Genomic DNA, 24,409 nt, shown 5'->3' with positions numbered 1-24,409 from the left:
GGGATCCATGGCTGGTGACGGGCTGCTGCGGCAGCTGCGGTGGCCGTTCGTCGGGCTGGCGCTCTTCGGCGCGGTGCTGCTGCTGGTGGTGTTCCTGCCAGGACTGGACTCCGACCCGCCACCGACCGCGGCGGAGTGCGCCGGGGAGCGGGTGGAGATCACCGTGGTGGTCTCGCCGGAGAAGGCCGACCTGATGAGCACGCTGGCCAAGGACTACAACGCGGCCCGGCGCCCGGTGCGGGACAAGTGCGCGGCGGCGCGGGTGGTGAAGTCCTCGGCGCTGGGCAGTGGCGGCGCGGTGGAGGGCATGGCGTGTGGCTGGAACACCCAGCAGATGGGCGATGTCCGCCCCGACGCCTGGAGTCCGGCCGCGACCACCTGGCTCAAGGTCGCCCAGCAACGTCACCTGCAATGCCCCGACAAGCCGACCGGCGTCTCCCCCACCGCCGACCGCGAGGCGGTCAGCCTGGCCAAGTCCCCACTGGTGGTCGGTATGCCCCGCCCAATGGCGGAGGCCCTTGGCTGGCCGGACAAGCCCATCGGCTGGCGCACCCTGCTGGAGCTGGCCCAGAACCCGGCGGGCTGGGCGCAGTACGGCCACCCGGAGTGGGGCGCCTTCCGCCTGGGCAAGACAAACCCGAACCTGTCCACCTCCGGCCTGCACGCCACCATCGCCACCTTCTTCGCCGGCACCGGCAGATCCGACGACCTGACCGAGGCAGACCTGGCCGACCCCAAGGCCGTGGCCTACGTCAAGGGCGTGGAGAACAGCGTCGTGCACTACGGCGAAACCACCCTGACCTTCCTGCAGAACCTGTACGAGGCCGGGCGAGGCCCCAACGCCAGCGGCCTGGACTACATCAGCGCGGTGACGGTGGAGGAGAAGTCCATCGTCGATTTCAACCGCGGCCAGCCCGAAGGCCGCACCGAGGGCAAGGCGGAACCGCCCAAGGTCCCCCTGGTCGCGGTCTACCCCAACGACGGCACCCTGATGTCGGACAACCCGTACCTGGCCTTGGACTGGCCGGACACCGACCCCGTGCGCAAGGACATCGCCAAGGATTTCCAGACTTACCTGTCGGGGAAGCGGGAACAGTTCATGGCGGCCGGTTTCCGGGACGCGGAAGGGAAAGCAGGCCCGGAACTCAGCCGGGAGAAGGGGCTGCTGACGGACCGGGAACTGAAGCTGATCCGGACGCCGTCGGGCCCGGTGATGGCGAAGCTGCCGGAGGTGTGGCAGCAACATCGCAAGCGCGCCAACGTCTTGATGGTCATCGACGTGTCGGGATCAATGGCCGACCCTGCGGTGCCCGGCGGCCCGACCCGGTTGGACGCGGCGAAAGCGGCGGCGGTCGGACCCGCACTGGACAACCTGGCACCGGATGACCGGCTGGGGTTGTGGACGTTCAGTTCGGCCGCGCCAGGGGAATCGACGCCGTGGCGGGTGCTGGTGGAATCCGGTCCGGTGTCGGCGGTGCTGCCCGGGTACCGGAAACAGGTGGAAAAGCTGGTGGCGCGCGGCGATACCGCGTTGTACGCGACGATCCGGCAGGTACAGCGGGAGATGCGGCAACACCTGGATCCGACCCGGATCAACGCGGTGGTGCTGTTGAGCGACGGGGCGAACCGGTATCCGGAGGACGAGAACCTGGAGAGTCTGGTCGCGGATCTGCGGCAGCACAGTCCGGAGCGGTCGGTTCGGGTTTTTCCGATCGCTTATGGGGAGAGCAGCGATTTGCGGGTGCTGGAGCGGATCGCGCGGGCTTCGCGGGCGAAGGCTTATGACTCGCAGGATGCCCGGTCGCTGGAGAAGGTTGTGGCACAGGTGCTGTCGAACTTTTAGTGGTGGGTTGGGGTTGGGGTAAAACCCCACGACGAGGGTTCTCGTGTGTTCTCCGTACGGCCTGGAGCTTGCTGACCGCGCCCCGAGGAGCGGCCCCTGCAACCTGCCGCCGCCTGCCCACGAATCCGCAACGGGGGCCGCTCCTCGGGGTGTGGTTGGCTTGCGGAAGGCCGTGCGGAGAACACGCGAGCCCTCGGAGCCACGCTGGTTCAGGCCCCGGCAGCCTGCCCAGCCCCGCAACCCGCTCATCCCGGTTCTTGATCTGCCCTCCCCCCTCCGGTGGTCTGCCCGGCCGGCGAGGCCATCTTTTCCGCTCTTGATCTTTGCGCTTGTGGCCTCTGGTGCTGAGGTACCCGAGCGACAGTCAAGATCGTCCTCGCCGGACGGGCAGGAATCAAAGGATGGGGGGGAAAGTCAAGAACAAGAGCAAGAGCAAAGAGCAGTGCTCGTACGGTTCCCCCATCCCCGTCAGCCTTCCGATACCAAACCACATCCCGGGCAAGCGGCCCGTTGCGGTTGAGAGGCTAGGGCGGCGGCAGGTTGCAGGCCGCTTGCCCGGGATGTGGTGTGTCCTCTCCAGGCTGACGGGGATGGGGGAACCGCTCGGGGAGTGTTGAAAAGCCACCCCGGCCGCCTGTTCGGGCTTCGCCCGGTCGCGGCGCGTGTGAACCGCCTAGCCGCAGCGTTCCCGGGCTTCGCCCGCCTGCCTGGTTGGCGTCCCAAAACGGCCAACGTGGCGTACAAGAACGGCCAACACTCGGTACGACAACGGCCAACACGCGCGGAGGGGGTTCAAACCCGAACCCCTCCCCGGCGTGTTGGCCGTTCTTGTACCCAGTGTTGGCCGTTGTCGTACGGTGTGTTGGCCGTTCTTGTACGCCGTGTTGGCTGTTGTGGGCGTTGGGCTTCCGCGATGTCGTGGTGGGGGCGTTTTTGCCGTCCGTCACGGGGTCCGGACAGGGGGCGGGGCATTCCGGGGATCATGCAGGCTCGGTTGCCGGGGGGCTGAGCTGGGCGTCGTGGGACTCACCCTTCGGGGTGGATAACGTGGCGCGGTCCGGCGCGGTTCGGGGTGCGGTGGCACGCTGCTGGTCGAGCGCAGCGCGCATCCGGGAGGCATCATGCCGCTCAGGTCCCTGTCAGCACACCCGATTCGCGGATTGGTCGTCCTTTTAGGACTTACCGCCGGACTGTCCACTCCGGACGCACTTGCGGAACCGTTACGGCTGGTGGACTACCGGGGCTACCAGGTGCTGGTGCCTGGGTCGTGGGAGGTGGTCGACCTGGACGCCGCGCCGCGGCGGTGTGTCCGGTTCGATCAGAACGTGGTTTACCTGGGGAAGCAGGGAGATCAGCCGATCTGTCCGTCCACTGTGGTGGGTCGGACCGAGGCGCTGCTGATCGAACCCCTGGCGGAGGCGCCGGTCCGGTCGGACACGGTGACGGCGGGTGCGGGGGCGGCCGGGGTGGCGGTGCTGCCGGAGACCGCCGGGCACGAGATCAGCCTGCAGGTGCCTGCGGCGGGAGTGCTGGTCACGGCCTCCTACGGGGATTCGGTGGCGGGGATCCGGGCGGTGCTGGACTCGGCGCGGCTCACCGCGCGCGCGGTGCCGATGGCGGCCCGGTCGGTGACCGAGGCGCTGCCGCGGACCACCTCGTGGGTGAACACGCCGGGTGACTTCACCGGGCACGGGTTCGACACCTGTACCGCGCCGGCCAACGAGGGCATGGACACCTGGCTGAAGTACTCGCCCTACCGTGCGGTCGGCATCTACATCGGCGGCATCAGCAAGGCGTGCAGCCAACGGTTCCTGAGCTGGGACTGGGTGCACCGGCAGACCAACCGCGGCTGGCGGCTGCTGCCGGTCTACGTCGGGCTGCAGGCCCCGTGCACCGGGTTCCGCAACAAGATCGACCCGGCCAACGCGGGTCACCAGGGCTGGGCGGACGGGGATGACGCGGCGCACCAGGCCGGGCGGCTGGGCATCGGCGGTGGCAGCACGATCTACAACGACATGGAGAGCTTCGACCCTGGCAACGGGGAATGCCGGGACGCGGTGCTGAACTACCTGCGTTCCTGGATCATCCGGGTGCACCAGCGTGGCTACCGCACCGGCGTCTACAGCAGTGCCGCCACCGGTATCCAGGCCATCGCCAACGCGCCCGGCTTCCCGTTGCCGGACCACATCTGGATGGCGCACTGGGACGGCGCGGCCAACGTGGAGAGCCGGTACGTGCGCGGGGACATGTGGCAGCGGCGGCGGATCAAGCAGTACACCGGCGGCCACCTGGAATCGCACTACGGCTGGGAGATCTACGTGGACAGCAACTTCGTGGACCGGACCTGGTGATCAGGGCCGGAGCAGCCGGGCGCCCAGCGGGGTCTGGGTGTGCAGCACCACCGGGCCGTTGCGGCGGCTGGTGATCAGGCCCGCGTTGCGCAACACCGTGGTGTGCTGGCTCGCCGAGGCCGGGGAGATCCGGAGGCGGCGGGCCAGCTCCCCGGTGGTGCAGCCGATGCCGACGGTGGCCAGCACCGCCGCCCTGGTGCTGCCCAGCAACGCGGCCACCGCCTGCTCGGTGGACTCGGCCGGGCCGCCGAACCAGGCCGGGTCCTTCTCCACCGGGTAGACCAGCACCGGCGGCTGGGTCGGGTCCAGCAGGCTGATCGGGTGCCGCCAGCAGAAGAACGAGGGCACCAGCAGCAGCCCCCTGCCGTCCAGGTGCAGTTCCTGCTCGGTCGGGTAGTCCACCTCCAGCACCGGGTTCTGCCAGCGCATCATCGGCCGCAGCCCGGCCAGCAGGCCCTCCGCGCCGCCGTCGAGCAGCGAACGGGCCCGCAGCGCGCGGTCGGCGTCCAGGTGGGCCTGCAACGCGCCGCTGAAGGGGGCCACCGCCAGCTCGTAGTACGCGGTCAGCGCGGCGGCCAGCCGTTGCAGCAGGTCAGGGTCGCCATCGGCCAGTCCGGCCGCCCAGGACGGCAGGTGCTGGCGGCCGGCCAGCAGCTCCAGTTCCGAGCGCAACCGGCTGGCCGGGGTGTGCAGCAGCGCGTCTATCCCGGCCTGCCAGCCCGACCTGGCATCGGCCGGGGTGAGGAAGTCCGGGAAATAACCGCGCTGGGGCACCAGCGGCAGCAGCATGCGCAGTTCCGGGCGGCACTGCGCGGTGGCCAGCCCGCCGCGCACCCGCGCGCGCCACTGGCCGAACACCAGCGTGCCGTCCCTGGCGCGCAACCGGTGCAGGCTGAGCATCGACTCCCAGAGCGGATCGGGCGCATTGGCCACCCTGGTCCGCCCCAGGTCCTCCGGTGTGAAATGTATTCGCAGCATGGGCGGTCTCACTTCCCCGAACACCGCGAAAGCTAACTGGACCTGCGCTTTTCAGATATAGGTGAATAAGAAAGCCAAAACACCCACCGTCCAGTGAAACTTCCACTACCGCAACTGGCAAGGACGGGAGCGAGCATGACTCGACGACTCATCACGATGGTGCTGGTCAGCGCCGTCGCCCTGCTGATGGGCAGCGCCGGTCTGGCAACCGCCACAGAGGCCCCGGCACCGGAGAAGGCGGCGGCCATCGCCTCTCACGACCTGGGTGTGCAGGCGCAAAGCCGAGTTCTCAACTACAGCTGGCAACGACAGCAGACCGGTTACTGGTGTGGTCCCGGTTCCACCTGGATCGCGCTGAGCACCCGGGTCAGTCCGCCCAGCCAGCAGACGCTGGCCAACTACATGGGCACGCACACCGGCGGCACCGACCACATCGGCCTGGTCCGCAACGCGCTCAACCGGTTCGCGAACACCCAGTGGTTCGCGGCCAAGAACATGTACGACCCGCCCACCCAGGCCCAGCGGGACCTGCTCAAGCGGGATGTGCTGCTCAACCTGGACAACGGCTACCCGATGGTGGCCAACGTGATCAGCGGCTGGCGCCCGCCGGGCTACCCGGGCGGCACCATCTACCACTACGTCGCGATCGTCGGTTACGGCGACTACGGCAACACGGTGCTGATCGCCGACCCGGCCGGTGAGGGAGCGGGTGGCGGTGGCTGGTCCAACGTGCCGCGCGCCTACTGGATCAGCACGCACAACCTGGGCACCTGGATCGGTGGAAAGGGCTACGCCGCATAATCGTAATACGACTACGGAATAACAAGCGAAATCAGGCGCCTCTCCCCTACCGTTCCCCGGGGGAGAGGCGCCTGATCTCTGTGGTGTGCGGCTCAGGCCGCCGCGAGCGCAACCGTCGGCGACAGCTTGGCCGCACGCCCGGCGGGGAACCACCCCGCCAGGGTGCCGATGAGCACCGAGGCCCCGACGCCGCCGGCGATCGCCTCCACCGGAAGCGCCACCGGCCAGTCGTTGCTCATCGCGTAGACGATGCTGACCCCCAGCCCCAGCAGGACCCCGAACACCCCGCCAAGCCCGGACAACAACACCGCCTCGGTGAGGAACTGCGCCCGCACCTGTCCGCGACCCGCCCCGAGCGAGCGCCGCAGACCGATCTCGGATCGCCGTTCCAGCACGGAGATCACCATCGTGTTCGCCACCCCGACGCCGCCCACGAGCAGCGCCACCGCGCCCAGCCCGAGGAAGAGCGTGGTGAAGGTGGCCTTGGCCTGGATCTGCGCGGCCAGCGCGTCCGAGGGCCTGCTGACCTTGACCTCATCCGGGTTCTTCGGGTTCACCGTGGCGGCCAGCACGTTGCGCACCTGCTCCACGGTGGACTCCAGCGAACGCTCGTAGACCGTGGTCGGGTGACCGTCGAAACCGAGCTGCTCCTTGGCCACCTGCCAGCTCACCATGGCCGAGCGGTCCAGCTCCTCGGCCAGCGGCATCGGTTCCAGGATGCCGATCACGGTGAACCACTTGCCGCCCAGGAAGACCTGCTCGCCCGGCTGGGTCACCGCCAGCCGCTGCGCCGCCACGCTGCCCAGCACCACGGCCGGGTACTTGGCCGTGGCCGCGTTGAACCAGGCACCGGACTTGATCTTGCCGCCCAGTGGTTCGAGCAGGTTCTGCTCGACCGCCTCGACGCTGAGCCCGCCGGTGTTGTTCGGGTTCTCCTTGTCGCTGCGCAACACCTTGGCCTTGAGTGCGGCCACCGAGGCCGCCTGCTGCACCGAGCGGATGTTGCGCACCATGGCCGAGGCGTCCTCCGGCAGCTTGGCCGCGTCGCCGAACATGGTCTGCCCGGCGCCGACCTTGAGCATGTTGGTGCCCAAGGCGGCCAGCTTGGCCTGCAGTTCGGCCTGACTGGAGGCGGAGATGCCCAGCACGGACACCATGGCCGCGACCCCGATCGCGATGCCAAGCGCGGACAGGATCGCCCGCGCCGGGCGGCCGAAGACGCCGGTGAGCCCGGCCCGCACCAGGTCCAGCACGCTGATCCGGGCCGAGCGCGGCAGTTTCGGCAGCTCGCCCGGCGCGGTGGATCTCCGTCTGATCATGCCGCCACCAGCCCGCTGTCGTGCCGCACCATGCCGTCGAGCAGTTCCACCCGGCGCGGCAGCGAGCGGGCGATCTCCATGTCGTGCGTGATCACCGCGATCGTGGTGCCGTCCTCGTGCAACTCGTGCAACAGGTCCAGCACCCCGCGCCCGGAGGCCGAGTCCAGCGCGCCGGTCGGCTCGTCGGCCAGCACGATGGCCGGCCGCCCGACCAGTGCCCTGGCGATGGCCACCCGCTGCCGCTCGCCACCGGAGAGTTCGGCTGGCTTGTGCTCCACCCGGTGCCCGAGGCCGACCCGCTCCAGCGCGTGCACGGCCCGCTTGTGCCGCTCCACCCTCGGCACCCCGTGGTAGAGCAGTCCGGTGGCCACGTTCTGCGCCGCGGACAGGTACGGGGTCAGGAAGAACTGCTGGAAGACGAACCCGATCCAGTGCGCGCGCACCGCGGAGAGCTGCCGGTCCGACAGCGATTCGACCTCATGGCCGAGCAACCGCACGATCCCCGAACTCGGGTGGTCGAGGGTGCCCATGAGTTGCAGCATGGTCGATTTCCCCGAGCCGGACGGGCCGACAACGGCGAGCAATTCCCCGGAATCGATGCGCAGGCTGGCGCCACGCAACGCGTGCACGCCGCCCGGGTATTCCTTGGACACATCGGTCAGCTCGATCACGGGCGTCATAGTCCGGCCACTTTCACCGTGGCGCCCTCGGTCAGGCCGGACCCGCTCACCTCGACCTTGCCCTTGGCGAACATGCCCAGCTCGACCGCGACCAGCTTGCCGCTGCCGTCCGGCTGCACGATCTCCACCGCGTACCCGCCCTCGGAGAGCGCGAGCAGCGCGCCGATCGGCACGGTGAGCACGCCTTCCTTGCGGCGGCTGGTGAATTCCACCTGCACCGGCGCGGCGTCCAGCTTGCCCACCGCCTCCGGCTCGTTGAGCTGCACCTCGACCTTGATCACGGTCTTGCCGCCGCCGACGCCGTTCTGCTCCTCGGTCTTCTCCGCGACCGAGCCGACCGAGGTGACCTTGCCCTTGGTGGACTTGCCACCCGGCAGGTTCACCACCACCTCGGCGCCCTCCTGGGCCAGCGACTGCTTCTCCACCGGCACGTCCACGGTGACCGTGCGGGTGGTGCCGGTGCCCGAGACCACCTTGCCCTGGGCCGGCGCACCCAGCAGAGCGTCCACAGTGGACACCCGGAAGGCGCCGGGCTGGACCACCACCGAGGCCGGGTCGACCGCGCCGCTCTGTTCCAGGCCGAGCTTCTTCTGCCACTTCTTCACCGCGGCCGCGGTCTTGGCGTCGAACTTGTCGTCAACGGTGAACCCGGTGTAGCCCAGCGCCCGGAGGTTCTGTTCCAGGATCTTCACGTCGGCGCCCTTGTCCATCCCGGACTCCAGCTTGCGCCAGAACGGCTTGTCCCCGAACAACAACGGCACCGGCTTGTCGTTGACCTTGTACACCGCGTCGCCGCGGCCGAGGTGGTCACCGGGCTTGGGCAGCCAGGTGATCACCCCGGCGCCACCGGCCGCGGTGACGTCGAACTTGCCGCTGTAGCCGAGCTTGCCGGACAGCTCCTCGTGCTCCTCCAGCGTGCTCCGCAGCACCTTGCTGGTCTTGCTGTTGGTCTGCTGGTTTCCCTTGTCCGCCTTGGCATCCCCGCCCTGGCCCAGCACCAGCACCGCGGTCACGCCGACCGCGGTGACGGTGGCGGCGGTCAGGATCACGTAGGGCCAGCGACGGCGGCGTGGGCGCTGCGTTTCCTGTTCGATCATTTCGCCGGCTCCACACCGACCGCACCCGCGGCGCCCATGCCGCATTCCTTCATGATCTTCTCGGCCTTCTCCTTGTCCCCGCCGAAGTCGATCGTCGCGCCGTTGCCGCCCTCGGCCTCCTTGACCTCGATGCCCTTGTCCCGCAGGCACTGGTTCATCTTGGCCCTGCGGTCCTTCTCCTTGGGGTCGTTGGGGTCGTAGTTGCTCTTGGGCAGGTACTTCTTGCAGGCCTCACTGGCCTTGTCCATCTTGTTCTTGTCCAGGCCCTCGGCCGGGATCGCGCGGGCCATGCCGCCCGATTCCGGGTCGGGGTCCGGGAAGTCCACGCCGTTCTCCCGCATACAGGAGGCGAACTTGAGCATCGCCGCCTTGGGGTCCTTGGGCACGTCGTCGCCGGCCTTCTGCTCGTTGCCCTTGTTGCCGCCGTTGAGGCTGGCCGGACCGTCGCCGTTGTTCTCGCCTCCACCACAGGCACTCAGGGTGAATGCGGCCACCAGCGCGGTGGCGCCCAGGCCCAGCCGGGTCAGCGTCTTCATCGTTCCTCCTCACCGCGTCGGACCCGTTGGCCCGGCGTTCGGTGCCAGGTCTACGCGGACGGGTGTTTCCGGAGGCTCTCCGCGAGCGGAAACGTTTCGGAAACCCCGGCCCGGCGCATACTCGGTGCCATGCGGGTACTGGTGGCCGAGGACGAGGTCGTGCTCGCCGAGCTGGTGGCCTCCGGGCTGCGCGCGGAGGCGATGGCGGTGGACGTGGTGCACGACGGGCTGGACGCGCAGGAGCGGCTGGCCGTGCACGACTACGACGTGCTGGTGCTCGACCGCGACCTGCCCGGCAGGCACGGCGACGACGTGTGCGCCGAACTGGCCACCCAGGGCAGCCGCACCAAGGTGCTGATGCTCACCGCCGCCGGATCGCTCGAGGACAAAGTGGACGGTCTGCAGCTGGGCGCCGACGACTACCTGACCAAGCCGTTCGAGTACCCCGAGCTGCTGGCCAGGGTGCAGGCACTCGGTCGGCGCAGCCAGCCCGCGCTGCCGCCGGTGCTGACCCGCAACGGCGTCCGGCTGGACGTGGCCAACCGCCTGGTCAGCCGGGACGGGCGGCGGGTCGACCTGTCCCCCAAGGAGTTCGCCGTGTTGTCGGTGCTGCTGCGCGCCCAGGGCGCGGTGGTCAGCTCGGAACGGCTGCTCGAACTGGCCTGGGACGAGCACGCCGACCCGTTCACCAACGCGGTCCGGGTGGCCATGTCCAAGCTGCGGGCCAAACTCGGCGAGCCGCCGGTGATCGAGACGGTGCCCGGTGCCGGCTACCGGATCTGACCGCAGGCCGACCCGGCTGACCGTCCGGGTCAAGCTGACCGCGCTCTACGGCGCGCTGTTCCTCGGCAGCGGCGCGGTGCTGCTCACCGTGATCTACCTGCTGGTACGCGACCAGCTCTCGTTCCGGCTCGGCACCGCGGTGGCCCGCACCATCCCGATGGAGGGATTGCAGGCCTCGACCGCGCTGCGCCAGACCCGGCCGGACGGCACGCTGGCCTTCCTCCCCGCCGCCGAGGTGACCAGGGCGGTGGAGGCCACCACCCTGGAGACCCTGCTGCTGATCTCCATCCTGTCGCTGATCGGGGTGGCCGCGGTGTCGGTGGCCGCCGGCTGGTGGCTCTCCGGCCGGGTGCTCCAGCCGCTGCACACCATCACCGCCACCGCGCAACGGCTCTCCTCCTCCAACCTGCACGAGCGGCTGGCGATCAAGGGCCCGCCGGATGAGCTGACCGAACTGGCCGAGACCTTCGACCGGATGCTGGACCGCCTCGAATCCTCCTTCGACAGCCAGCGCCGGTTCGTGGCCAACGCCTCGCACGAACTGCGCACGCCGCTGGCCGTGCAGCGGGCTGCGGTGCAGATCGGGCTGGCAGGCAACCCCACGCCGGAGAAGGCGGCCGAGATCCGCGAGCAGCTGCTCACCGCGAACCGGCGGATCGAACGGCTCATCGACGGCCTGCTGGTGCTCGCCCGCAGCGACCGCGGCCTGGCCAAACGCACCAGGGTGGAGATGCACACCGTGGTCACCGAGGCGGTCGAGCAGTACCGGGCCGAGGCCGCGCGGCGGGAGATCGAACTCCAGGTGCGGATCACCGAGGCGACCGTCTCCGGCGACCGGGTGCTGCTCACCCAGCTGGTCACCAACCTGGTCTCCAACGCGATCCGGCACAACCTGCCTGCCGGCGGCACGGTGTGGGTGCGCACGGACGTCTTCGGCGGCCTCACCGTGTCCAACACCGGCCCGAAGGTGCCGGTGAGTCAGATCCCACAGCTGTTCGAGCCGTTCCGGCGCGGCGAGGGCCGCACCGCCAAGGGCGAAGGCGCTGGCCTCGGCCTGTCCATCGTGGACTCGATCACCCGCGCGCACGGCGGCACGGTCAAGGCGGAGCCCCGGCCGGACGGCGGGCTGCGGGTCAAGGTCGAACTGCCCAGGGGTTGACAGACCCCTCGGCCGTCCCGGAAGGTTCGCGGCACAACCGCATATCGGCCGTTTGAGCTCGGGCGGGAGAGATCCCGGCACGAAGCACGCGCGGGACGCCGAAGGAGCAACCACTCCCCGGAAACTCTCAGGCAACGTCACCGTTCGAGCGAGGCGACTCTGGAAAGCAGGTGGGTTCGCCCACCTCACCCACGGTGCAACCCGCGTCCGCGCGGCGAAGCTCTCAGGTCCCATGACAGAGCGGGGAGGCTCAGCAGCGGTGTCCGCATGCCGGTGGACGCCTCGACCCCAGGAGCCTCCCGTGACCGCCGTCGGCCTGTCCCGCCGCAGCCCCCTGCACGCTCAGCACGTCGCGCTGGGCGCCCAGTTCACCGACTTCGCCGGGTGGTCGATGCCGCTGCGTTACGGCAGCGAGCTGGCCGAGCACAAGGTGGTGCGCGAGGCGGCCGGGCTCTTCGACCTCAGCCACATGGGCGAGATCGAGATCTCCGGGCCGGAAGCCGGCCGGGTGCTGGACTACGCGCTGGTCGGCGCGATCGGCTCACTGGCCATCGGCCGGGCCCGCTACACCATGCTCTGCCACACCAACGGCGGCGTGCTGGACGACCTGGTGGTCTACCGGCAGGCCGAGCGCAAGTTCCTGGTGGTGGCCAACGCATCCAACGCCGCGGTGGTGCGGGCGCTGCTGGGTGAGCGGGCACACGGGCTGAGCGCCGAGGTGATCGACCGCTCCGCCGAGACCGCGCTGATCGCGGTGCAGGGCCCGGTCGCCGCCGAGATCGTCACCGCGGTCACCGGCGAGGACCTCACCGGCCTGAAGTACTACGCCGGGCGCCCCGCGGTGATCGCCGGGCACCCCGTCTACCTGGCCCGCACCGGCTACACCGGCGAGGACGGGTTCGAGGTCTACGTGGCGGCCGAACTGGCCGAGGCGGTGTGGCGGCGGATCGCCGAGGCCGGTGAGCCGCTTGGCCTGCGCCCGGCCGGGCTGGCCTGCCGGGACACCCTCCGGCTGGAGGCGGGCATGGCGCTGTACGGCAACGAGCTGCACGTCGGACTGACCCCCTTCGACGCCGGGCTGGGCCGGGTGGTCCGCTTCGACAAGCTCGGCGACTTCGTCGGCCGCAGCGCGCTGGAAGCCCGTCAGCACACCACCCGCGCCCTGGTCGGGCTGGCAGGCAAGAGCCGCCGCAGCCCGCGGGCCGGTCAGCTGGTCAAGCTCGCCGACGGCACCGTGGTGGGCGAGATCACCAGCGGCGCGCCCTCCCCCACCCTGGGTCACCCGATCGCGATGGCCTACCTGGACCACGCGCACACCGCGGCGGGCACCGAGGTCGTGGTGGACGTGCGCGGTAACGCCGAACCGGCGGAAGTAGTCGCGCTGCCGTTCTACAAGCGCTCGCGCTGACCCCTCCCACCTGCACATACTTTCCCGAAAGGCTGTACAAGCGATGCCGGTTCCCCCCGAGCTGCACTACACCAAGGACCACGAGTGGATCACTGACGGTCCGGTCGCCACGGTCGGGATCACCGCCTACGCCGCCGAGGCACTGGGCGATGTGGTCTTCGTCCAGCTCCCGGAGGCGGGGGCGGTGGTGAGCGCCGGAGAGGCGTGCGGTGAGATCGAGTCGACGAAATCGGTCAGCGACCTGCTGGCCCCGGTCTCCGGCACGGTGACCGAGGTCAACCAGGCGGTGGCCGAGGATCCGGCGTTGCTGAACTCCGACCCGTTCGGAGCCGGGTGGCTGATCAGGATCAACCGCGCGGCCCCGGACGGGGAGCTGCTCACGCCGGATGAGTACGACGAGCTGACCGCAGGCTGAAAGGAAGACCCGATCATGTCCACTTTGGACACGCCGCTCGCGCAGATCGACCCGGAGATCGCCGAGGTGCTCGGCGCCGAACTCCGCCGCCAGCAGTCCACCCTGGAGATGATCGCCTCGGAGAACTTCGCCCCGGTGGGCGTGCTCGAGGCGCAGGGCTCGGTGCTGACCAACAAGTACGCCGAGGGCTACCCCGGCAGGCGCTACTACGGGGGCTGCGAGCACGTCGACGTCTCCGAGCGCCTGGCCATCCAGCGGGTCAAGGACCTCTTCGGCGCCGAGCACGCCAACGTGCAGCCGCACTCCGGCGCGCAGGCCAACGCCGCGGTCATGCACGCGCTGCTCACCCCCGGGGACAAGATCCTCGGCCTGGAGCTGGCGCACGGCGGGCACCTCACCCACGGCATGCGGATCAACTTCTCCGGCAAGCTCTACGACGTGGCCGCCTACCAGGTCCGCGAGGACACCGGCCTGATCGACATGGCCGAGGTGGAGCGCCTGGCCAAGGAGCACCAGCCGAAGATGATCGTGGCCGGCTGGTCGGCCTACCCGCGTCAGCTGGACTTCGCCGAGTTCCGCCGGATCGCCGATGAGGTGGGCGCCTACCTGATGGTGGACATGGCGCACTTCGCCGGGCTGGTCGCGGCCGGGCTGCACCCCAGCCCGGTGCCGCACGCGCACGTGGTCACCACCACCACGCACAAGACCCTGGGCGGACCGCGCGGCGGCACCATCCTGAGCACCCAGGAGTTCGCCAAGAAGATCGACTCCGCGGTGTTCCCCGGTCAGCAGGGCGGGCCGCTGGAGCACGTGATCGCGGCCAAGGCGGTGGCGTTCAAGATCGCCGCGAGCGAGGAGTTCGCCGAGCGGCAGCGGCGCACCCTGTCCGGGGCCAAGATCCTGGCCGAGACGCTGGTCAAGGCAGGCGGCGGGGTGGACGTGCTCACCGGCGGCACCGACGTGCACCTGGTGCTGGCCGACCTGCGCAACCACGAGCTGGACGGCAAGCAGGCCGAGGCCCGGCTGCACGAGGTGGGCATCACGGTCAACCGCAACGCGGTCCCGTTCGACCCGCGCCCGCCGATGGTCACCTCCGGCCTGCGCATCGGCACCCCGGCGCTGGCCACCCGCGGCTTCACCGACCCGGACTTCGCCGAGGTCTCCGACGTGATCGCCAAGGCGCTCACCCCGGACTTCGACGCGGCCGCCCTGCGCGCCAGGGTCACCGACCTCGCCGCCAAGCACCCCCTCTACCCCAACCTCTGACCCACAACGCCCAACAAGGCGTACAAGAACGGCCAACACACCGTCCCAAAACGGCCAACACTCCGGCGGGTCTGAAACCCAGCCGGAGTGTTGGCCGAACTTGGACGGTGTGTTGGCCGTTGTGGACGGTGTGTTGGCCGTTGTGGGGCGGGGAAGCGGGTCAGGCGGCGATGGGGCCCGCGTGGCGGACCGGGCGGTGGGTCTTGCGGGCGGCGCGGACGGCGCGGGTGGCCTTGATCCGCTCGGTGCGGGCCACCTTCACGGCCTTCGGCTCGCCCTGGCCGTCGACCACGGCCGGGAGGATCATCAGCGCCAGCACCAGCAGGCTCAGCACCGCACCGGTCCAGGTCAGCACCATCTCCAGCATCGTGGTCTCCTTCACTTCGCGCTCTCTGTGTCTGGAACCAGTTTGCGCTGGTAGACCCCTTCCGCGGATCGGCCGTTAAGCCATTCCGACCCCGACCGTTCGGCCAGTCGGCGGACTGGCCGAACGGCCGAGGCACTCACTCCTCGGCGTAAGCCTGGGGAGAGATCCTGCGCAGCAGCGGACCGCACGCCGAGGCCGCGACCAGGGCCACGCCGAAGCCGATCACCAGCGGCGTGACCAGCCAGTAGTTGACCGTCAGCGGCGCCTGGACCAGCGTCATCAGCGCCCCGCCGACCGCCAGCCCGGCTAGCCCGGCGCCCAGTGTGGCCACCAGCGAGGGCAGCGCCGCCTCGGTGCGCAACGCCCTGGCCAGCACCCGCACCGGGGTGCCTGCCGCGATCAGCGCGGCCAGCGTGCGCCTGCGGTCGACCACCGACCCGGCCGCGGTGATGGCGGCGCTGATGCCGCCGAGCAGTCCGGCGATGATCAGGCCGATCAGCGCGATCCGGCGCATGTCGCCGACCTGCATGTCGTCCCGGCCGCGCTGGGCCTCCAGCGAACCGATCCGGCCGCCGGGCACCTGCTCGATCAGCAGCGTGCGCACCAGCTCGGCGTTGGCCGGGCTGGTCATCACGGTCAGCGTGTACCCGGTGAGCTGGGCGCCCTTGGGGATCAGCGCGGGGTCGATCACGATCACCCCGCCGGTCTTGCTGTTGTCCCCGGCCATCTGGTGCACGACCGGTTTCTCCGGCAGCGGCGTGCTGCCCTCGTCCCGGCCCGCGTAGGTGGACAGCTGCAGCGGGCCCGCGGGGTACTGCTGTCCCTTGCCGACCCGGACGCCGGGCGCGCCGCCGCACGGGCCGAGCGGCAGCCACATCAGCGCGGTGGCCTCCTCGCAGCCGAGCACCACGGCCCGGCCGACGTAGTGACCGCTCTTGTCCTTGAGGTTGCCGTGCGCGGCCGCCCCGACCGGGGTGTTCACCCCGCGCTTGGCCAGCTCCACCCGCAGCCGTTCGGCCGCGGTCTGCACCTCGGTCGAGCTGACCGTGGTGTAGAGCACGCCCTCCTTCCACGGCTGCCAGGTCCGGTTGTCCACCTTCTGTTCCAGCGAGGGCAGCACGGTCAGCGCCAGGCTGCCGGCGAACACCGCGAGCACCACGCCGGAGGCGGCCCGGTAGGCGGCCTTGGGGTCATCGCGCAGCCGTCGCCCGGCGAGCAGGGTGGACGGACGGCGCCAGACCTTGGTGAAGATCCGGCCGACCACCGAGGTCAGCCACGGTCCGACCACCGAGGCGGCCAGCGCGATCCCGGCCAGTCCGCCGACCAGCACCGAGGTGCCGCCGGTGGCGCTGGCCACGCTGATACCGCCGATGAAGGCCCCGGCCGCGCCGATCAGGATGAGCAGCCGCCACGCGCTGGGCGCCTTGCGGCTGTGCTGCTGCGCCGCGCCCAGCGGCTGGGTGAGCACCCGGCGCAGGCCGAACACGGCCGCGCCGATCACCAGCAGCGGGGTGCCCAGGCCGATGCCGAGGGAGAGCAGCCAGCTCGGTTCCAGGTCGGCGGCGAACCAGGTGCCGCCGTTCCACGGCAGTTGCGTGGTCAGTTCCCTGGCCACCGGGCCGAGGGCGAGGCCGAGCAGGGTGCCCAGCACGGTGGCGACCGCGATCTCCACCACCGTGATCGCGACCACCTGCCCAGGGGTCGCGCCTGCCAGGCGCAACGCGGCCAGACGGCGTTCCCGGCGGGCCGCGGTGAGCCGGGCGGAGGAGGCGATGAGCACCAGGCTCGGCACCACCAGCACGACCAGGCCGACCTGGGAGAGCAGCAACAGCATGAACTCGGGCCGGGGTTGGCCGGTGGGGACGAGCCCGGCGGCCGGGTAGCTGTCCTCGACCAGGGTCTGCTGGCTGTGCCCGACCACCGCGACGAGTTCGCCCGGGTAGATCAGGGCCTGATCGCCGAGTTCGCCGATCACCTTGCCCTGGAAGCGTTTGGCCAGCTGGTCGGCAGGCAGGTCACGGGCCAGCGCGGCCAGTGCCGGGGACAGCAGCACCTCCCCCGGCTGCGGGACGCGCAGCAGGCCGGGCGCGGCCGGGGCGTCCGGGGTGAGCGCGGCCACGTCGACCCGGGTGATGACCTTGTCCCGCACCCGGTCCTGGCTGTTCTTGACCCGGACCGTGGCCGCGGACTCGTTCACCAGCGGTCCGGGCTGGCGCCATGCCTCGTGTTCGGCGCGGGCGTCCAGGGCACCGGGCACGGCGGCCAGCCAGGACACCAGGGTGACCGCGATGGCCACGCCGAACAGGGTGCACACGGCAGCGACCAGGCTGCGCCGATCCCCGCGGAGCACCCGCAGGGCGAGCTGGAAAGGATTCACGCGGCGACCCGCCGGGCGATCAGTCCGTCCCGGATCTCCACCACGCGCTCGGCCCTGGCGGCCACCTGCGGATCGTGCGTCACGATGACCACCGCGGCCCCGGATTCCTTGGCCGCGGCCAGCAGCGCGCCGATGGTCTCATCCGAGGTGCGCGAGTCCAGCGCGCCGGTCGGCTCGTCGGCGAAGATCACCCGCGGCCGGTGCGCCAGCGCCCGCGCGATCGCCACCCGCTGCGCCTGCCCACCCGACAGCTCACCTGGCCTGCGGCCCTCCATCCCGGCCAGGCCGAGCCGGGTCAGCCACTGCCGCGCGGCGGTCAGCGCCTGGTCCTTGGCCATGCCGGCGAGCAGCATCGGCAGCGCCGCGTTCTCCTCCGCGGTCAGCTCGCCGACCAGCATCCCGGCCTGGAAGACGAACCCGAAGGCGGAGCGGCGCAGCTTGCTGCGCTCGGTCTCGCCGAACTGGTCGATCCGCTTGCCGTCCAGCATCACCACGCCGTCATCGACGGGCAGGATGCCGGCCAGCACGTGCAGCAGGGTCGATTTGCCCGATCCGGACGGTCCGATGATCGCGACCACCTCGCCAGGTGCGATCGAGATGTCCACCCCGGCCAGGGCGTGGGTCTGCCCATAGCGCTTGATGAGGTGATGGCCGGTGAGCACCGGCTGCGCACCGAAACCCGGAACCGTCACGTTGTCCTCCTGTATCGATTGGCGCGCTCCGCGCGCGGGATTTTTCGCTCTAAGTCGCCCCGCCGTGCATCCGCCGCACGCGAAGCAAGCTTCGGATGCGTCGGACGCACGGCAAGGCAACGCGAAAAATCGGTACCGCGCTGCTGGTGAAGTGCCCGCCGTGTCGCTGCGCGCCACGCCTGTTTCGCAACATCGGGGGGCGGGGCGCTTGTGTCTGACGGGACTAAAGACTGGCCGAGTGCGGCCCCTGGTGACTTCGGCCAGCGGGTCAGGCGTGCGTGGCCGTCCTCGGCCGATCGGCCGAGGGCCGGGGTGGCCACCCGGCCGAGGTGCGCGCGCCGGGCGAACACGTACCGTGTTCCACTGTGGACACCACGTTGACCGGCTGGCGGCCGTTGTTGCGGCGGCAGTGGCCGATCGCCGGCGCGCTCGGGTTCATGTTGCTGGTCGAGTTCAGCACCGCGGCCGGGGGCACTCGCTCGGATGTGCTTGGACTGGCCTGGATCGCGGACGCGATCATCGCGCTGATCGCCGTGGTGGCCCCGCGCCGTCCGGTGGAGTCGGCGCTGCTGGCCTCGATGACCATGGTCGGGCTGACCGCGGGCCTGCGCTACACCGGGGTGAACCACTGGGACGCGGTCTCCGGCATGGGGCCGGTGGAGACCGCGGCCGGGATGGCGCTGATCGCCACCGTGGTCCGCCAGGCCTCGCCGAACAAGTCCACCACCGCGGTGTCCGCGATCGTCTTCGCCGGCATCCTGGCCGGGGTGATCCGCCCCGGCGGCAACCTGTTCGACAACCTCGGCTCGGTGGCCATCCCGGGCATGCTGCTGCTGTTGTCCATCGGCACCGGGGTGTACTTCCGGGCCCGCGACGGCGACCGGCGCCGGGTGGTGACCGCCGCGGTCAGCTCCGCCCAGCAGGACGAACGGCTGGCACTGGCCCGCGAACTGCACGACGTGGTCGCGCACCACGTCACCGGGATCGTGGTGCAGGCCCAGGCCGCGCAGGTGGTGGCCGAACAGGATCCGCTTGCCGCGCAACGGGTCCTGCCCTATATCGAACGGGCCGGGGTGGACGCGCTGACCGCGATGCGCTCGCTGGTGAGCAGCCTGCGGGACACCCACGCGGTCGGCGAGGTCGGCGCCAGCGACTCGGCCACCACCGATCCGGTCGCCGACATCCGCAAGGTGGTCGACGACGCCGCGGCCGCCGGGCTGCCGGTGTACCTGACCCTGGACCTGCCGCGCACGCTGTCGGTGGAACTGGCCCGCTCGGTGCTGCGGGTGGTGCAGGAGTCGCTGACCAACACCCAGAAGCACGCGGTCGGGCTGACCGCGGTGCGGGTCGCGGTGAGCACCGCGGACGAGATGGTGCACGTCCGGGTCACCGACGACGGCAAGGGGTCCTCCGCCGCGCCCGCCGGTGGTTCGGGGGGCTACGGTCTGGTCGGAATGCGGGAACGGGTTGAGCTGCTGGGCGGCCGGTTCAGCGCCGGGCCGAGGCTGTCCGGTGGCTGGGAGGTGCACGCCTGGCTGCCGGTGCGGGAGGCAACGCGGTGACGATTCGGGTCTTGATCGCCGATGACCAGGAGATGGTGCGGGTCGGCTTCCGGATGATCCTGGAGGTCCAGCCGGACATCGAGGTGGTCGCCGACGTGCCCGACGGCATCAGCGCGGTGCGCAGGGCCAGGGAGCTGCGCCCTGACGTGTGCCTGATGGACATCCGGATGCCCGGCATCGACGGCCTCGAGGTCACCAAGCAGCTCTGCGGCCCCGGCGTGACCGACCCGATCAAGGTCGTGGTGGTGACCACCTTCGACCTGGACGAGTACGTGCACACCGCGCTGGGCTACGGCGCGAGCGGGTTCCTGCTCAAGGACGCCGGTCCGGCACTGCTGGTGGAGGCGGTCCGGGCGGCGGTGCGCGGGGACGCGCTGATCTCGCCACAGATCACCGTGCGGATGCTGGAGCACTTCAACAAGTCCGGCGGCGGCAGGCCCAAGTCGGAGGACCCGTCCGAACCGCTGACCGAGCGGGAGATGGACGTGGTGCGCGCGGCGGCCCGCGGGCTGACCAACACCGAGATCGGCGCGGAGCTGTTCCTGTCGCTGTCCACGGTGAAGACCCACCTGGCCTCGGTGCAGGCCAAGCTGGGCGCGCGCAACCGGGTGGAGATCGCCGCCTGGGCCTGGCGCTCCGGCCTGCTCAACGAGTGAGCGCGTAGCCGGCGCCCGCGCCGTCCGCGCGGGCGGCGATCCGGCCGCCCTCGACCCGGATCGCGGTTTCCTGGCCGGTCATGCCGAGGCGTTCGGCGATGGCCGGGACGCTGGCGTCGCACACCACCCGCAGCTGCCCCGGCTTACCGCCCGCGGCCCGCAGGTTGTGCCCGAACCCGGCCAGGGTGAGTCCGGCGAGCACGCGTAGTTCGGCCGACCAGCGCGCGCCGAGCACCAGCGTGACCGGTTCGCCGGTGCCGTGCGCGAGGTCCTCGACCGCGCCGAGCCGGTCCGGGCCGAGGAACAGGATCAGCCCGTCGGCGTTCAGCTCGATCATGGTGGCGTGCACGGTGCACACCGCGACCGACTCCGGCCAGGCACTGCCCGGCCGGGTCAGCTGGGGCAGGGCCGTCGGCGGTGACCAGGGATCGGCCACCGGCAGGTCGGCGAGCTGGGCGCAGGCGGCGGCCACCGCGTCGGCGGCGACGAAGTCCGGGGCGAGGGTGGCCAGCTGGTTGGCCCCGTGCAGCGCGGTCAGCGCGAGCCGGGCCCGCTGCGCGCCGCCGTCGCCGAGTCCGGTCCCCAGCATCACCGCCTGGATCTCCAGCAGCTGCGCGTAGACCCCTCGGGTGTCCTCCTCGGCGAGCACCTCGCCGATGAGTTCCGGGTTGGCGGTGCGGGCCAGCCAGGACCGGGCGAAGGCAGCCAGCGCGCCGCGGGTGCTGCCGTCCACCGGCTCGGTCGCGGCGGGCTGGGTCAGCGCCGCACCGGCGAGCACGGCGAAGTACAGCGCCCGCTTGCCGGGGAAGTTGGAGTAGACCGCGCCCCTGGTCAGCCCGGCCCGGTCCGCGATGTCGTCGATCTTGGCTTCCCGGTAGCCGCGCTCGGCGAACTCGGCCCTGGCCGCGTCCAGGATCCGGCCGCGGTTCTGTTCCTGCAGCTCCGCCCTTGTCAGTCTCGCCACTTGACAAACCCTAGCCACTCACCGAAATACTCTCACCATCCAGATGATACGACCATCTGAAATATTCGGGAAGAGGGTGGGGGCATGACCACGGACGCCTACGCGTGGCTCAACGAGGACACCGCGGAGGTCCTGGCCTGGCAGGAGCAGCAGGTCAGCGCGGCCACCGCGGCCGCGCGGGACTTCCCAGGCTTCGCCGAGCTGGTCGAGGAGCTGAAGCCGTTGCTGGCCGGTCAGCTCGCCGGGGTGCTGGCGGATCGGCGGCTGGTGGCCGGGCGGTGGTTCTGGCTGGGGCAGGACGAGGCGGGCACCGGGCAGGCGATCCGGGTGGCCGAAGCGCGGGACTCGCCGGGCCGGGTGCTGGTGGCCGCGGCCGCGCTGACCGCCGAGCGCGGTGACGGCCGGGCGACCTCGCTGATCTACCCGGAGCCGTCGCCGGACGGGCGGCTGCTCGCGGTCAACGCGGCGGCGGGCGGGGATCCGTTCGGCCGGTTCCTGGTGCTGGACGCCGAGACCGGCGAGCGGCTGCCGGTGGCGGCGCCCGCGATGCAGGGCAACATGGTGCGCCCGGCCTGGCTGCCGGACAGCTCCGGGTTCTACCTGGGCGGGCGGTCGGCCGAGGGCGCGCACGAGCTGCGGTTCTTCCCGGTACACGGCGGCGAGTCGGTGCCGCGCGCACTGCCGGGGGTGCCGCCGACCTCGCTGTCGGTGGTGCCGCAGGTGTCGCCGGGGGGCAGCCGGGTGCTGGTGGTGACCGCACCGCACGAACACCTGGCGACGCTGATCGCCGACACCGGGTCGGGCGCGTTCCGGCCGTTCGCGCCGGCGGGGTTCCACGGGGAGCTGTACGGGGACTGGGTTGACGAGGACACCTACGTCGCGATCAGCACGGACACGCCACGGGGGCGGGTGGTGCGGATTCCCGTTGCCACGTCCACGGATCCGGACACCTGGGTGGAGCTGATCCCGGCCGGGGACCTGGTGCTGCGGAGCCTGTACCGGCTGGGCGGGCACCTGGTGGTGACCGCGTTGAACGACGTCTCGCTGGACGTGCGGTCGTACTCGCTGGACGGGACGCCGGTGGCACGGGCGGCGTTGCCCGCGGCCAGTGCGAGTTTCGCGCTGACGGTGTTCTCCCGGCTGCCCACCGGGTCGGCGGCGCTGACGTTCACCGCGAGCAGTTTCACCAGCAGCGACACCATGTACGAGCTGGATCCGGCCACCGGGGCGCTGGAGGTGCTGGAGCCGGGGGCGAGCCTGTCCGGGATCACGGTGGAGCAGCACTTCGCGACGTCGGCGGACGGCACCCGGGTGCCGTATTTCGTGCTGGCCAAGGCGGATCTGGACCGGAGCGGGCCGCGGCCGACGCTGGTGAACGCCTACGGGGGGTTCAACATCCCGAAGCTGCCCACCTTCCTGGGCTCGATGACGCCGTTCGTGCGCTCGGGCGGGGTGTACGTGCACGCGAACCTGCGTGGTGGCAGCGAATACGGGCGGGAGTGGTACGAATCCGCCCGGCGGGAGCACAAGCAGCGGACCTTCGACGACCTGCGGGCGGTGGCCGAGGACCTGGTTTCCCGAGGGGTCGCGACGCCGGAAACCCTTGCGTTCCAAGGATCCTCGAACGGCGGGCTGCTGGCTGGGGTGGCGGTGACGCAGCAGCCGGAGCTGTGGCGGGTGGTGGTGCCGACCATGCCGGTGCTGGACGTGCTGGCGCCGCTGGCCGAGGGACCGGGCACGGCGATGATCAGGGCGGTGTACGAGAAGGACTACGGGAACCCGGCCGATCCGGTGGACGCGGCGGCGATGGCCGGGTATTCGCCCTGCCAGAACATCCGGGCCGGCGTGCGGTATCCGGCGGTGTTCGTGGTGGTGGGCAACAGCGACATCAGCTGTCCGCCGTCACAGGCCCGGCGATTCGTGGCCGGGGTGCGGGATGCCTCGCGGAGTGGGCGGGAGGTGTTCCTGCGGGTGTGGACCGCGGTCGGGCACGGGAGCATGGACGCGGGCGTGGGGGCGGAGATGCAGGCCGAGTGGTTGGGCTTTGTGTTGCGGGAACTGGGAATGTCGTTCGTGCCGCGCTAGGTCTGGGGTTGGGGTGGCGGAGTTCCCTCGCAGGAGGGAGCCCGCTCCCTCCCCCTCGGGAGGTGGCCGGGCCCGGGGTGGCGCAGGGTGCCGGGTATGAGCGAACTGGGTGGGCGGTGGGAGCGCTGGGCGGTCTTCGTCGTGGCGGCCCAGATGGTTTTCTACGCCGGGGAGAAGGTCTACATGGCCGCGGTCGGGCAGGTGGGGCTGCCCGGCATGGTCGCAGTGGATTCGGTGCAGGCGCAGTATTCGCAGACCTGGTTGCCGCAATTGGGGAATGCCGCGCTGGGGATTGTCGCGGCCGGGATTGTGCTGGCCACGTTGCGGCGGTGGGGGCCGGTCGCGCGGTGGGTTCTGCTGGGCGCGTTGGTGCTGACATTGGGGGCGATGGCGGCCGGGGTGGTGTTGCTTTCCGTTCGTGGGGTGTGGACGGGCTGGGTGCAACTGCCGTTGGTGGTGCTGGTGTGGCCCTGGCTGGTGTGGCGGTTTGTGACGCGGTATTGGCGGCCGGTGTTGCCGGGGGCGGCCTGGGTGGCGTTGGTGTGCGCGATCGCCTATGGCGGACTGAAGGTGGCCTGGGCATTCGGGTCCGAGTTGTTGATGGCCGAGACGCCGTTGACCGGAGCGGAGCGGGAATTGTTGCTCGGGGGCGGGCCGGTGGCGTTCTGGGTGCACGTGCTGACCGCGATGATCGCGGCGGCGGGGGCGTTGGTGATCCTGGGATTGGCCACCTCGTGGCGGGACCGGTTGCCGCGGTGGTTGTTGCTGGGGCCGGCCTGGGTGGGGATCGCTTTCCTGCTGGTTCGCGGCGTCTCCGGGGTCACCAACGCGTTGATCACCTTGTTCGGGGCCGCATCGGCTGAGGACCGGTGGTACGCGGGGTGGGATCTGGGGTTGTGGGCGCCGCTGTGGCTGGTGCTCGGTGTGGCGCTGGTCCGGGTTGTCCTCCGGAGAGGAGTACGCCGGGTGGTGGCCGCGTAGTCCAATTGACTGAATCCTGGTCAAGGTTGTCGGCCAGAATCGGACAGGTTCCATTCGCACCCCTTCACTCGCCTCTCACCTGCACGTAC

The 24,409-nt window shown here is 70.8% G+C and carries 21 protein-coding genes and 2 riboswitches; of the genes, 12 read left to right on the top strand and 9 right to left on the bottom strand.

Going from position 1 to position 24,409, the window contains the following annotated elements; genetic code table 11:
- The first annotated feature begins 7 nt into the window (after positions 1-7).
- The gene (locus HNR67_RS11050) at positions 8-1,843 is read left to right on the top strand and encodes a VWA domain-containing protein (protein WP_185001945.1); all 1,836 of its coding nucleotides are present in this window, start codon (positions 8-10) and stop codon (positions 1,841-1,843) included.
- Positions 1,844-3,072: 1,229 nt separating this feature from the next.
- Entirely contained in the window at positions 3,073-4,194 is a 1,122-nt protein-coding gene (locus HNR67_RS46190) for a glycoside hydrolase domain-containing protein (RefSeq protein WP_185001944.1), read from the top strand.
- On the opposite strand, the gene HNR67_RS11040 is transcribed toward HNR67_RS46190, so the two are convergent.
- A complete protein-coding gene (locus tag HNR67_RS11040) occupies positions 4,195-5,172 on the bottom strand; it encodes an ArsR/SmtB family transcription factor (RefSeq protein ID WP_185001943.1) in 978 nt (325 codons plus the stop codon).
- A gap of 135 nt (positions 5,173-5,307) precedes the next feature.
- On the opposite strand from HNR67_RS11040, the gene HNR67_RS11035 reads away from it, so the two are divergent.
- Positions 5,308-5,973, top strand: a complete 666-nt coding sequence (locus tag HNR67_RS11035) for a C39 family peptidase (RefSeq protein WP_185001942.1) — start codon at positions 5,308-5,310, stop codon at positions 5,971-5,973.
- 92 nt (positions 5,974-6,065) lie between these two features.
- On the opposite strand, the gene HNR67_RS11030 is transcribed toward HNR67_RS11035, so the two are convergent.
- Genes HNR67_RS11030 through HNR67_RS11015 form a run of 4 tightly spaced genes read right to left on the bottom strand, consistent with a single transcriptional unit; the run spans position 6,066 to position 9,605 of the window.
- A complete protein-coding gene (locus HNR67_RS11030) occupies positions 6,066-7,292 on the bottom strand; it encodes an ABC transporter permease (RefSeq protein WP_221489845.1) in 1,227 nt (408 codons plus the stop codon).
- Entirely contained in the window at positions 7,289-7,972 is a 684-nt protein-coding gene (locus HNR67_RS11025) for an ABC transporter ATP-binding protein (protein WP_185001941.1), read from the bottom strand. Before HNR67_RS11025 ends, HNR67_RS11030 begins: the two co-directional genes overlap by 4 nt.
- Positions 7,969-9,069, bottom strand: coding sequence for a peptidoglycan-binding protein (locus tag HNR67_RS11020; RefSeq protein WP_185001940.1), 1,101 nt, complete (start codon positions 9,067-9,069; stop codon positions 7,969-7,971). Before HNR67_RS11020 ends, HNR67_RS11025 begins: the two co-directional genes overlap by 4 nt.
- Positions 9,066-9,605, bottom strand: coding sequence for a hypothetical protein (locus HNR67_RS11015; RefSeq protein ID WP_185001939.1), 540 nt, complete (start codon positions 9,603-9,605; stop codon positions 9,066-9,068). Before HNR67_RS11015 ends, HNR67_RS11020 begins: the two co-directional genes overlap by 4 nt.
- Before the next feature lie 129 nt (positions 9,606-9,734).
- On the opposite strand from HNR67_RS11015, the gene HNR67_RS11010 reads away from it, so the two are divergent.
- From HNR67_RS11010 to glyA, 5 genes are all read left to right on the top strand, one after another.
- A complete protein-coding gene (locus tag HNR67_RS11010; protein WP_185001938.1) occupies positions 9,735-10,388 on the top strand; it encodes a response regulator transcription factor in 654 nt (217 codons plus the stop codon).
- On the top strand, positions 10,369-11,547 hold the full coding sequence (locus tag HNR67_RS11005) for a sensor histidine kinase (RefSeq protein WP_185001937.1): 1,179 nt from the start codon (positions 10,369-10,371) through the stop codon (positions 11,545-11,547). Before HNR67_RS11010 ends, HNR67_RS11005 begins: the two co-directional genes overlap by 20 nt.
- Positions 11,548-11,600: 53 nt before the next feature.
- Positions 11,601-11,700, top strand: a riboswitch (glycine riboswitch).
- A riboswitch (glycine riboswitch) is annotated at positions 11,701-11,796 on the top strand.
- Between the two features lie 67 nt (positions 11,797-11,863).
- Positions 11,864-12,955, top strand: a complete 1,092-nt coding sequence (gene gcvT, locus HNR67_RS11000; protein ID WP_185010483.1) for a glycine cleavage system aminomethyltransferase GcvT — start codon at positions 11,864-11,866, stop codon at positions 12,953-12,955.
- A 43-nt stretch (positions 12,956-12,998) separates the two neighbouring features.
- A complete protein-coding gene (gene gcvH, locus HNR67_RS10995) occupies positions 12,999-13,370 on the top strand; it encodes a glycine cleavage system protein GcvH (protein ID WP_185001936.1) in 372 nt (123 codons plus the stop codon).
- Between the two features lie 15 nt (positions 13,371-13,385).
- Positions 13,386-14,636, top strand: coding sequence for a serine hydroxymethyltransferase (gene glyA, locus HNR67_RS10990; protein WP_185001935.1), 1,251 nt, complete (start codon positions 13,386-13,388; stop codon positions 14,634-14,636).
- Between the two features lie 160 nt (positions 14,637-14,796).
- Here glyA and HNR67_RS10985 read toward each other — a convergent pair whose 3' ends face one another.
- The 3 genes from HNR67_RS10985 to HNR67_RS10975 form a co-directional block, all read right to left on the bottom strand.
- Positions 14,797-15,003, bottom strand: coding sequence for a hypothetical protein (locus HNR67_RS10985; protein WP_185001934.1), 207 nt, complete (start codon positions 15,001-15,003; stop codon positions 14,797-14,799).
- A 136-nt stretch (positions 15,004-15,139) separates the two neighbouring features.
- The gene (locus HNR67_RS10980; protein WP_185001933.1) at positions 15,140-17,380 is read right to left on the bottom strand and encodes an FtsX-like permease family protein; all 2,241 of its coding nucleotides are present in this window, start codon (positions 17,378-17,380) and stop codon (positions 15,140-15,142) included.
- On the bottom strand, positions 17,377-18,072 hold the full coding sequence (locus HNR67_RS10975; protein WP_185001932.1) for an ABC transporter ATP-binding protein: 696 nt from the start codon (positions 18,070-18,072) through the stop codon (positions 17,377-17,379). Before HNR67_RS10975 ends, HNR67_RS10980 begins: the two co-directional genes overlap by 4 nt.
- A 278-nt stretch (positions 18,073-18,350) precedes the next feature.
- Here HNR67_RS10975 and HNR67_RS10970 point away from each other — a divergent pair, with 278 nt between their 5' ends.
- Together HNR67_RS10970 and HNR67_RS10965 are read left to right on the top strand one after the other, a co-directional pair.
- The gene (locus HNR67_RS10970; RefSeq protein ID WP_312986977.1) at positions 18,351-19,634 is read left to right on the top strand and encodes a sensor histidine kinase; all 1,284 of its coding nucleotides are present in this window, start codon (positions 18,351-18,353) and stop codon (positions 19,632-19,634) included.
- The gene (locus tag HNR67_RS10965; protein ID WP_312986975.1) at positions 19,631-20,290 is read left to right on the top strand and encodes a response regulator transcription factor; all 660 of its coding nucleotides are present in this window, start codon (positions 19,631-19,633) and stop codon (positions 20,288-20,290) included. The genes HNR67_RS10970 and HNR67_RS10965 overlap by 4 nt, the downstream gene beginning before the upstream one ends.
- Here HNR67_RS10965 and HNR67_RS10960 read toward each other — a convergent pair.
- On the bottom strand, positions 20,280-21,254 hold the full coding sequence (locus HNR67_RS10960) for a TetR/AcrR family transcriptional regulator (RefSeq protein WP_185001931.1): 975 nt from the start codon (positions 21,252-21,254) through the stop codon (positions 20,280-20,282). The genes HNR67_RS10965 and HNR67_RS10960 overlap by 11 nt on opposite strands.
- 84 nt (positions 21,255-21,338) lie before the next feature.
- Between HNR67_RS10960 and HNR67_RS10955 the strand changes: the two genes are divergently transcribed.
- The gene (locus HNR67_RS10955) at positions 21,339-23,339 is read left to right on the top strand and encodes a prolyl oligopeptidase family serine peptidase (RefSeq protein WP_185001930.1); all 2,001 of its coding nucleotides are present in this window, start codon (positions 21,339-21,341) and stop codon (positions 23,337-23,339) included.
- Between the two features lie 183 nt (positions 23,340-23,522).
- A complete protein-coding gene (locus HNR67_RS10950) occupies positions 23,523-24,320 on the top strand; it encodes a DUF3995 domain-containing protein (RefSeq protein ID WP_185001929.1) in 798 nt (265 codons plus the stop codon).
- The last annotated feature ends 89 nt before the right edge of the window (positions 24,321-24,409 follow it).

It is taken from the genome of Crossiella cryophila (assembly GCF_014204915.1).
In the GTDB taxonomy this organism is placed as follows: domain Bacteria; phylum Actinomycetota; class Actinomycetes; order Mycobacteriales; family Pseudonocardiaceae; genus Crossiella; species Crossiella cryophila.
Note: the sequence above shows the minus strand (reverse complement) of the source record. Positions and strands in the feature narration are given on the sequence as shown.

What these genes read in the sequence shown, in the direction of transcription:
- gcvH (WP_185001936.1), top strand. Translation starts at nt 12,999, where the DNA reads ATGCCGGTTCCCCCCGAGCTGCACTACACCAAGGACCACGAGTGGATC.
- HNR67_RS11010 (WP_185001938.1), top strand. Translation starts at nt 9,735, where the DNA reads ATGCGGGTACTGGTGGCCGAGGACGAGGTCGTGCTCGCCGAGCTGGTG.
- glyA (WP_185001935.1), top strand. Translation starts at nt 13,386, where the DNA reads ATGTCCACTTTGGACACGCCGCTCGCGCAGATCGACCCGGAGATCGCC.
- HNR67_RS10955 (WP_185001930.1), top strand. Translation starts at nt 21,339, where the DNA reads ATGACCACGGACGCCTACGCGTGGCTCAACGAGGACACCGCGGAGGTC.
- HNR67_RS10950 (WP_185001929.1), top strand. Translation starts at nt 23,523, where the DNA reads ATGGCCGCGGTCGGGCAGGTGGGGCTGCCCGGCATGGTCGCAGTGGAT.
- HNR67_RS10985 (WP_185001934.1), bottom strand. Translation starts at nt 15,003, where the DNA reads ATGCTGGAGATGGTGCTGACCTGGACCGGTGCGGTGCTGAGCCTGCTG.
- HNR67_RS11050 (WP_185001945.1), top strand. Translation starts at nt 8, where the DNA reads ATGGCTGGTGACGGGCTGCTGCGGCAGCTGCGGTGGCCGTTCGTCGGG.
- HNR67_RS11025 (WP_185001941.1), bottom strand. Translation starts at nt 7,972, where the DNA reads ATGACGCCCGTGATCGAGCTGACCGATGTGTCCAAGGAATACCCGGGC.
- HNR67_RS11040 (WP_185001943.1), bottom strand. Translation starts at nt 5,172, where the DNA reads ATGCTGCGAATACATTTCACACCGGAGGACCTGGGGCGGACCAGGGTG.
- HNR67_RS11035 (WP_185001942.1), top strand. Translation starts at nt 5,308, where the DNA reads ATGACTCGACGACTCATCACGATGGTGCTGGTCAGCGCCGTCGCCCTG.
- HNR67_RS11030 (WP_221489845.1), bottom strand. Translation starts at nt 7,292, where the DNA reads ATGATCAGACGGAGATCCACCGCGCCGGGCGAGCTGCCGAAACTGCCG.
- HNR67_RS11015 (WP_185001939.1), bottom strand. Translation starts at nt 9,605, where the DNA reads ATGAAGACGCTGACCCGGCTGGGCCTGGGCGCCACCGCGCTGGTGGCC.
- HNR67_RS11020 (WP_185001940.1), bottom strand. Translation starts at nt 9,069, where the DNA reads ATGATCGAACAGGAAACGCAGCGCCCACGCCGCCGTCGCTGGCCCTAC.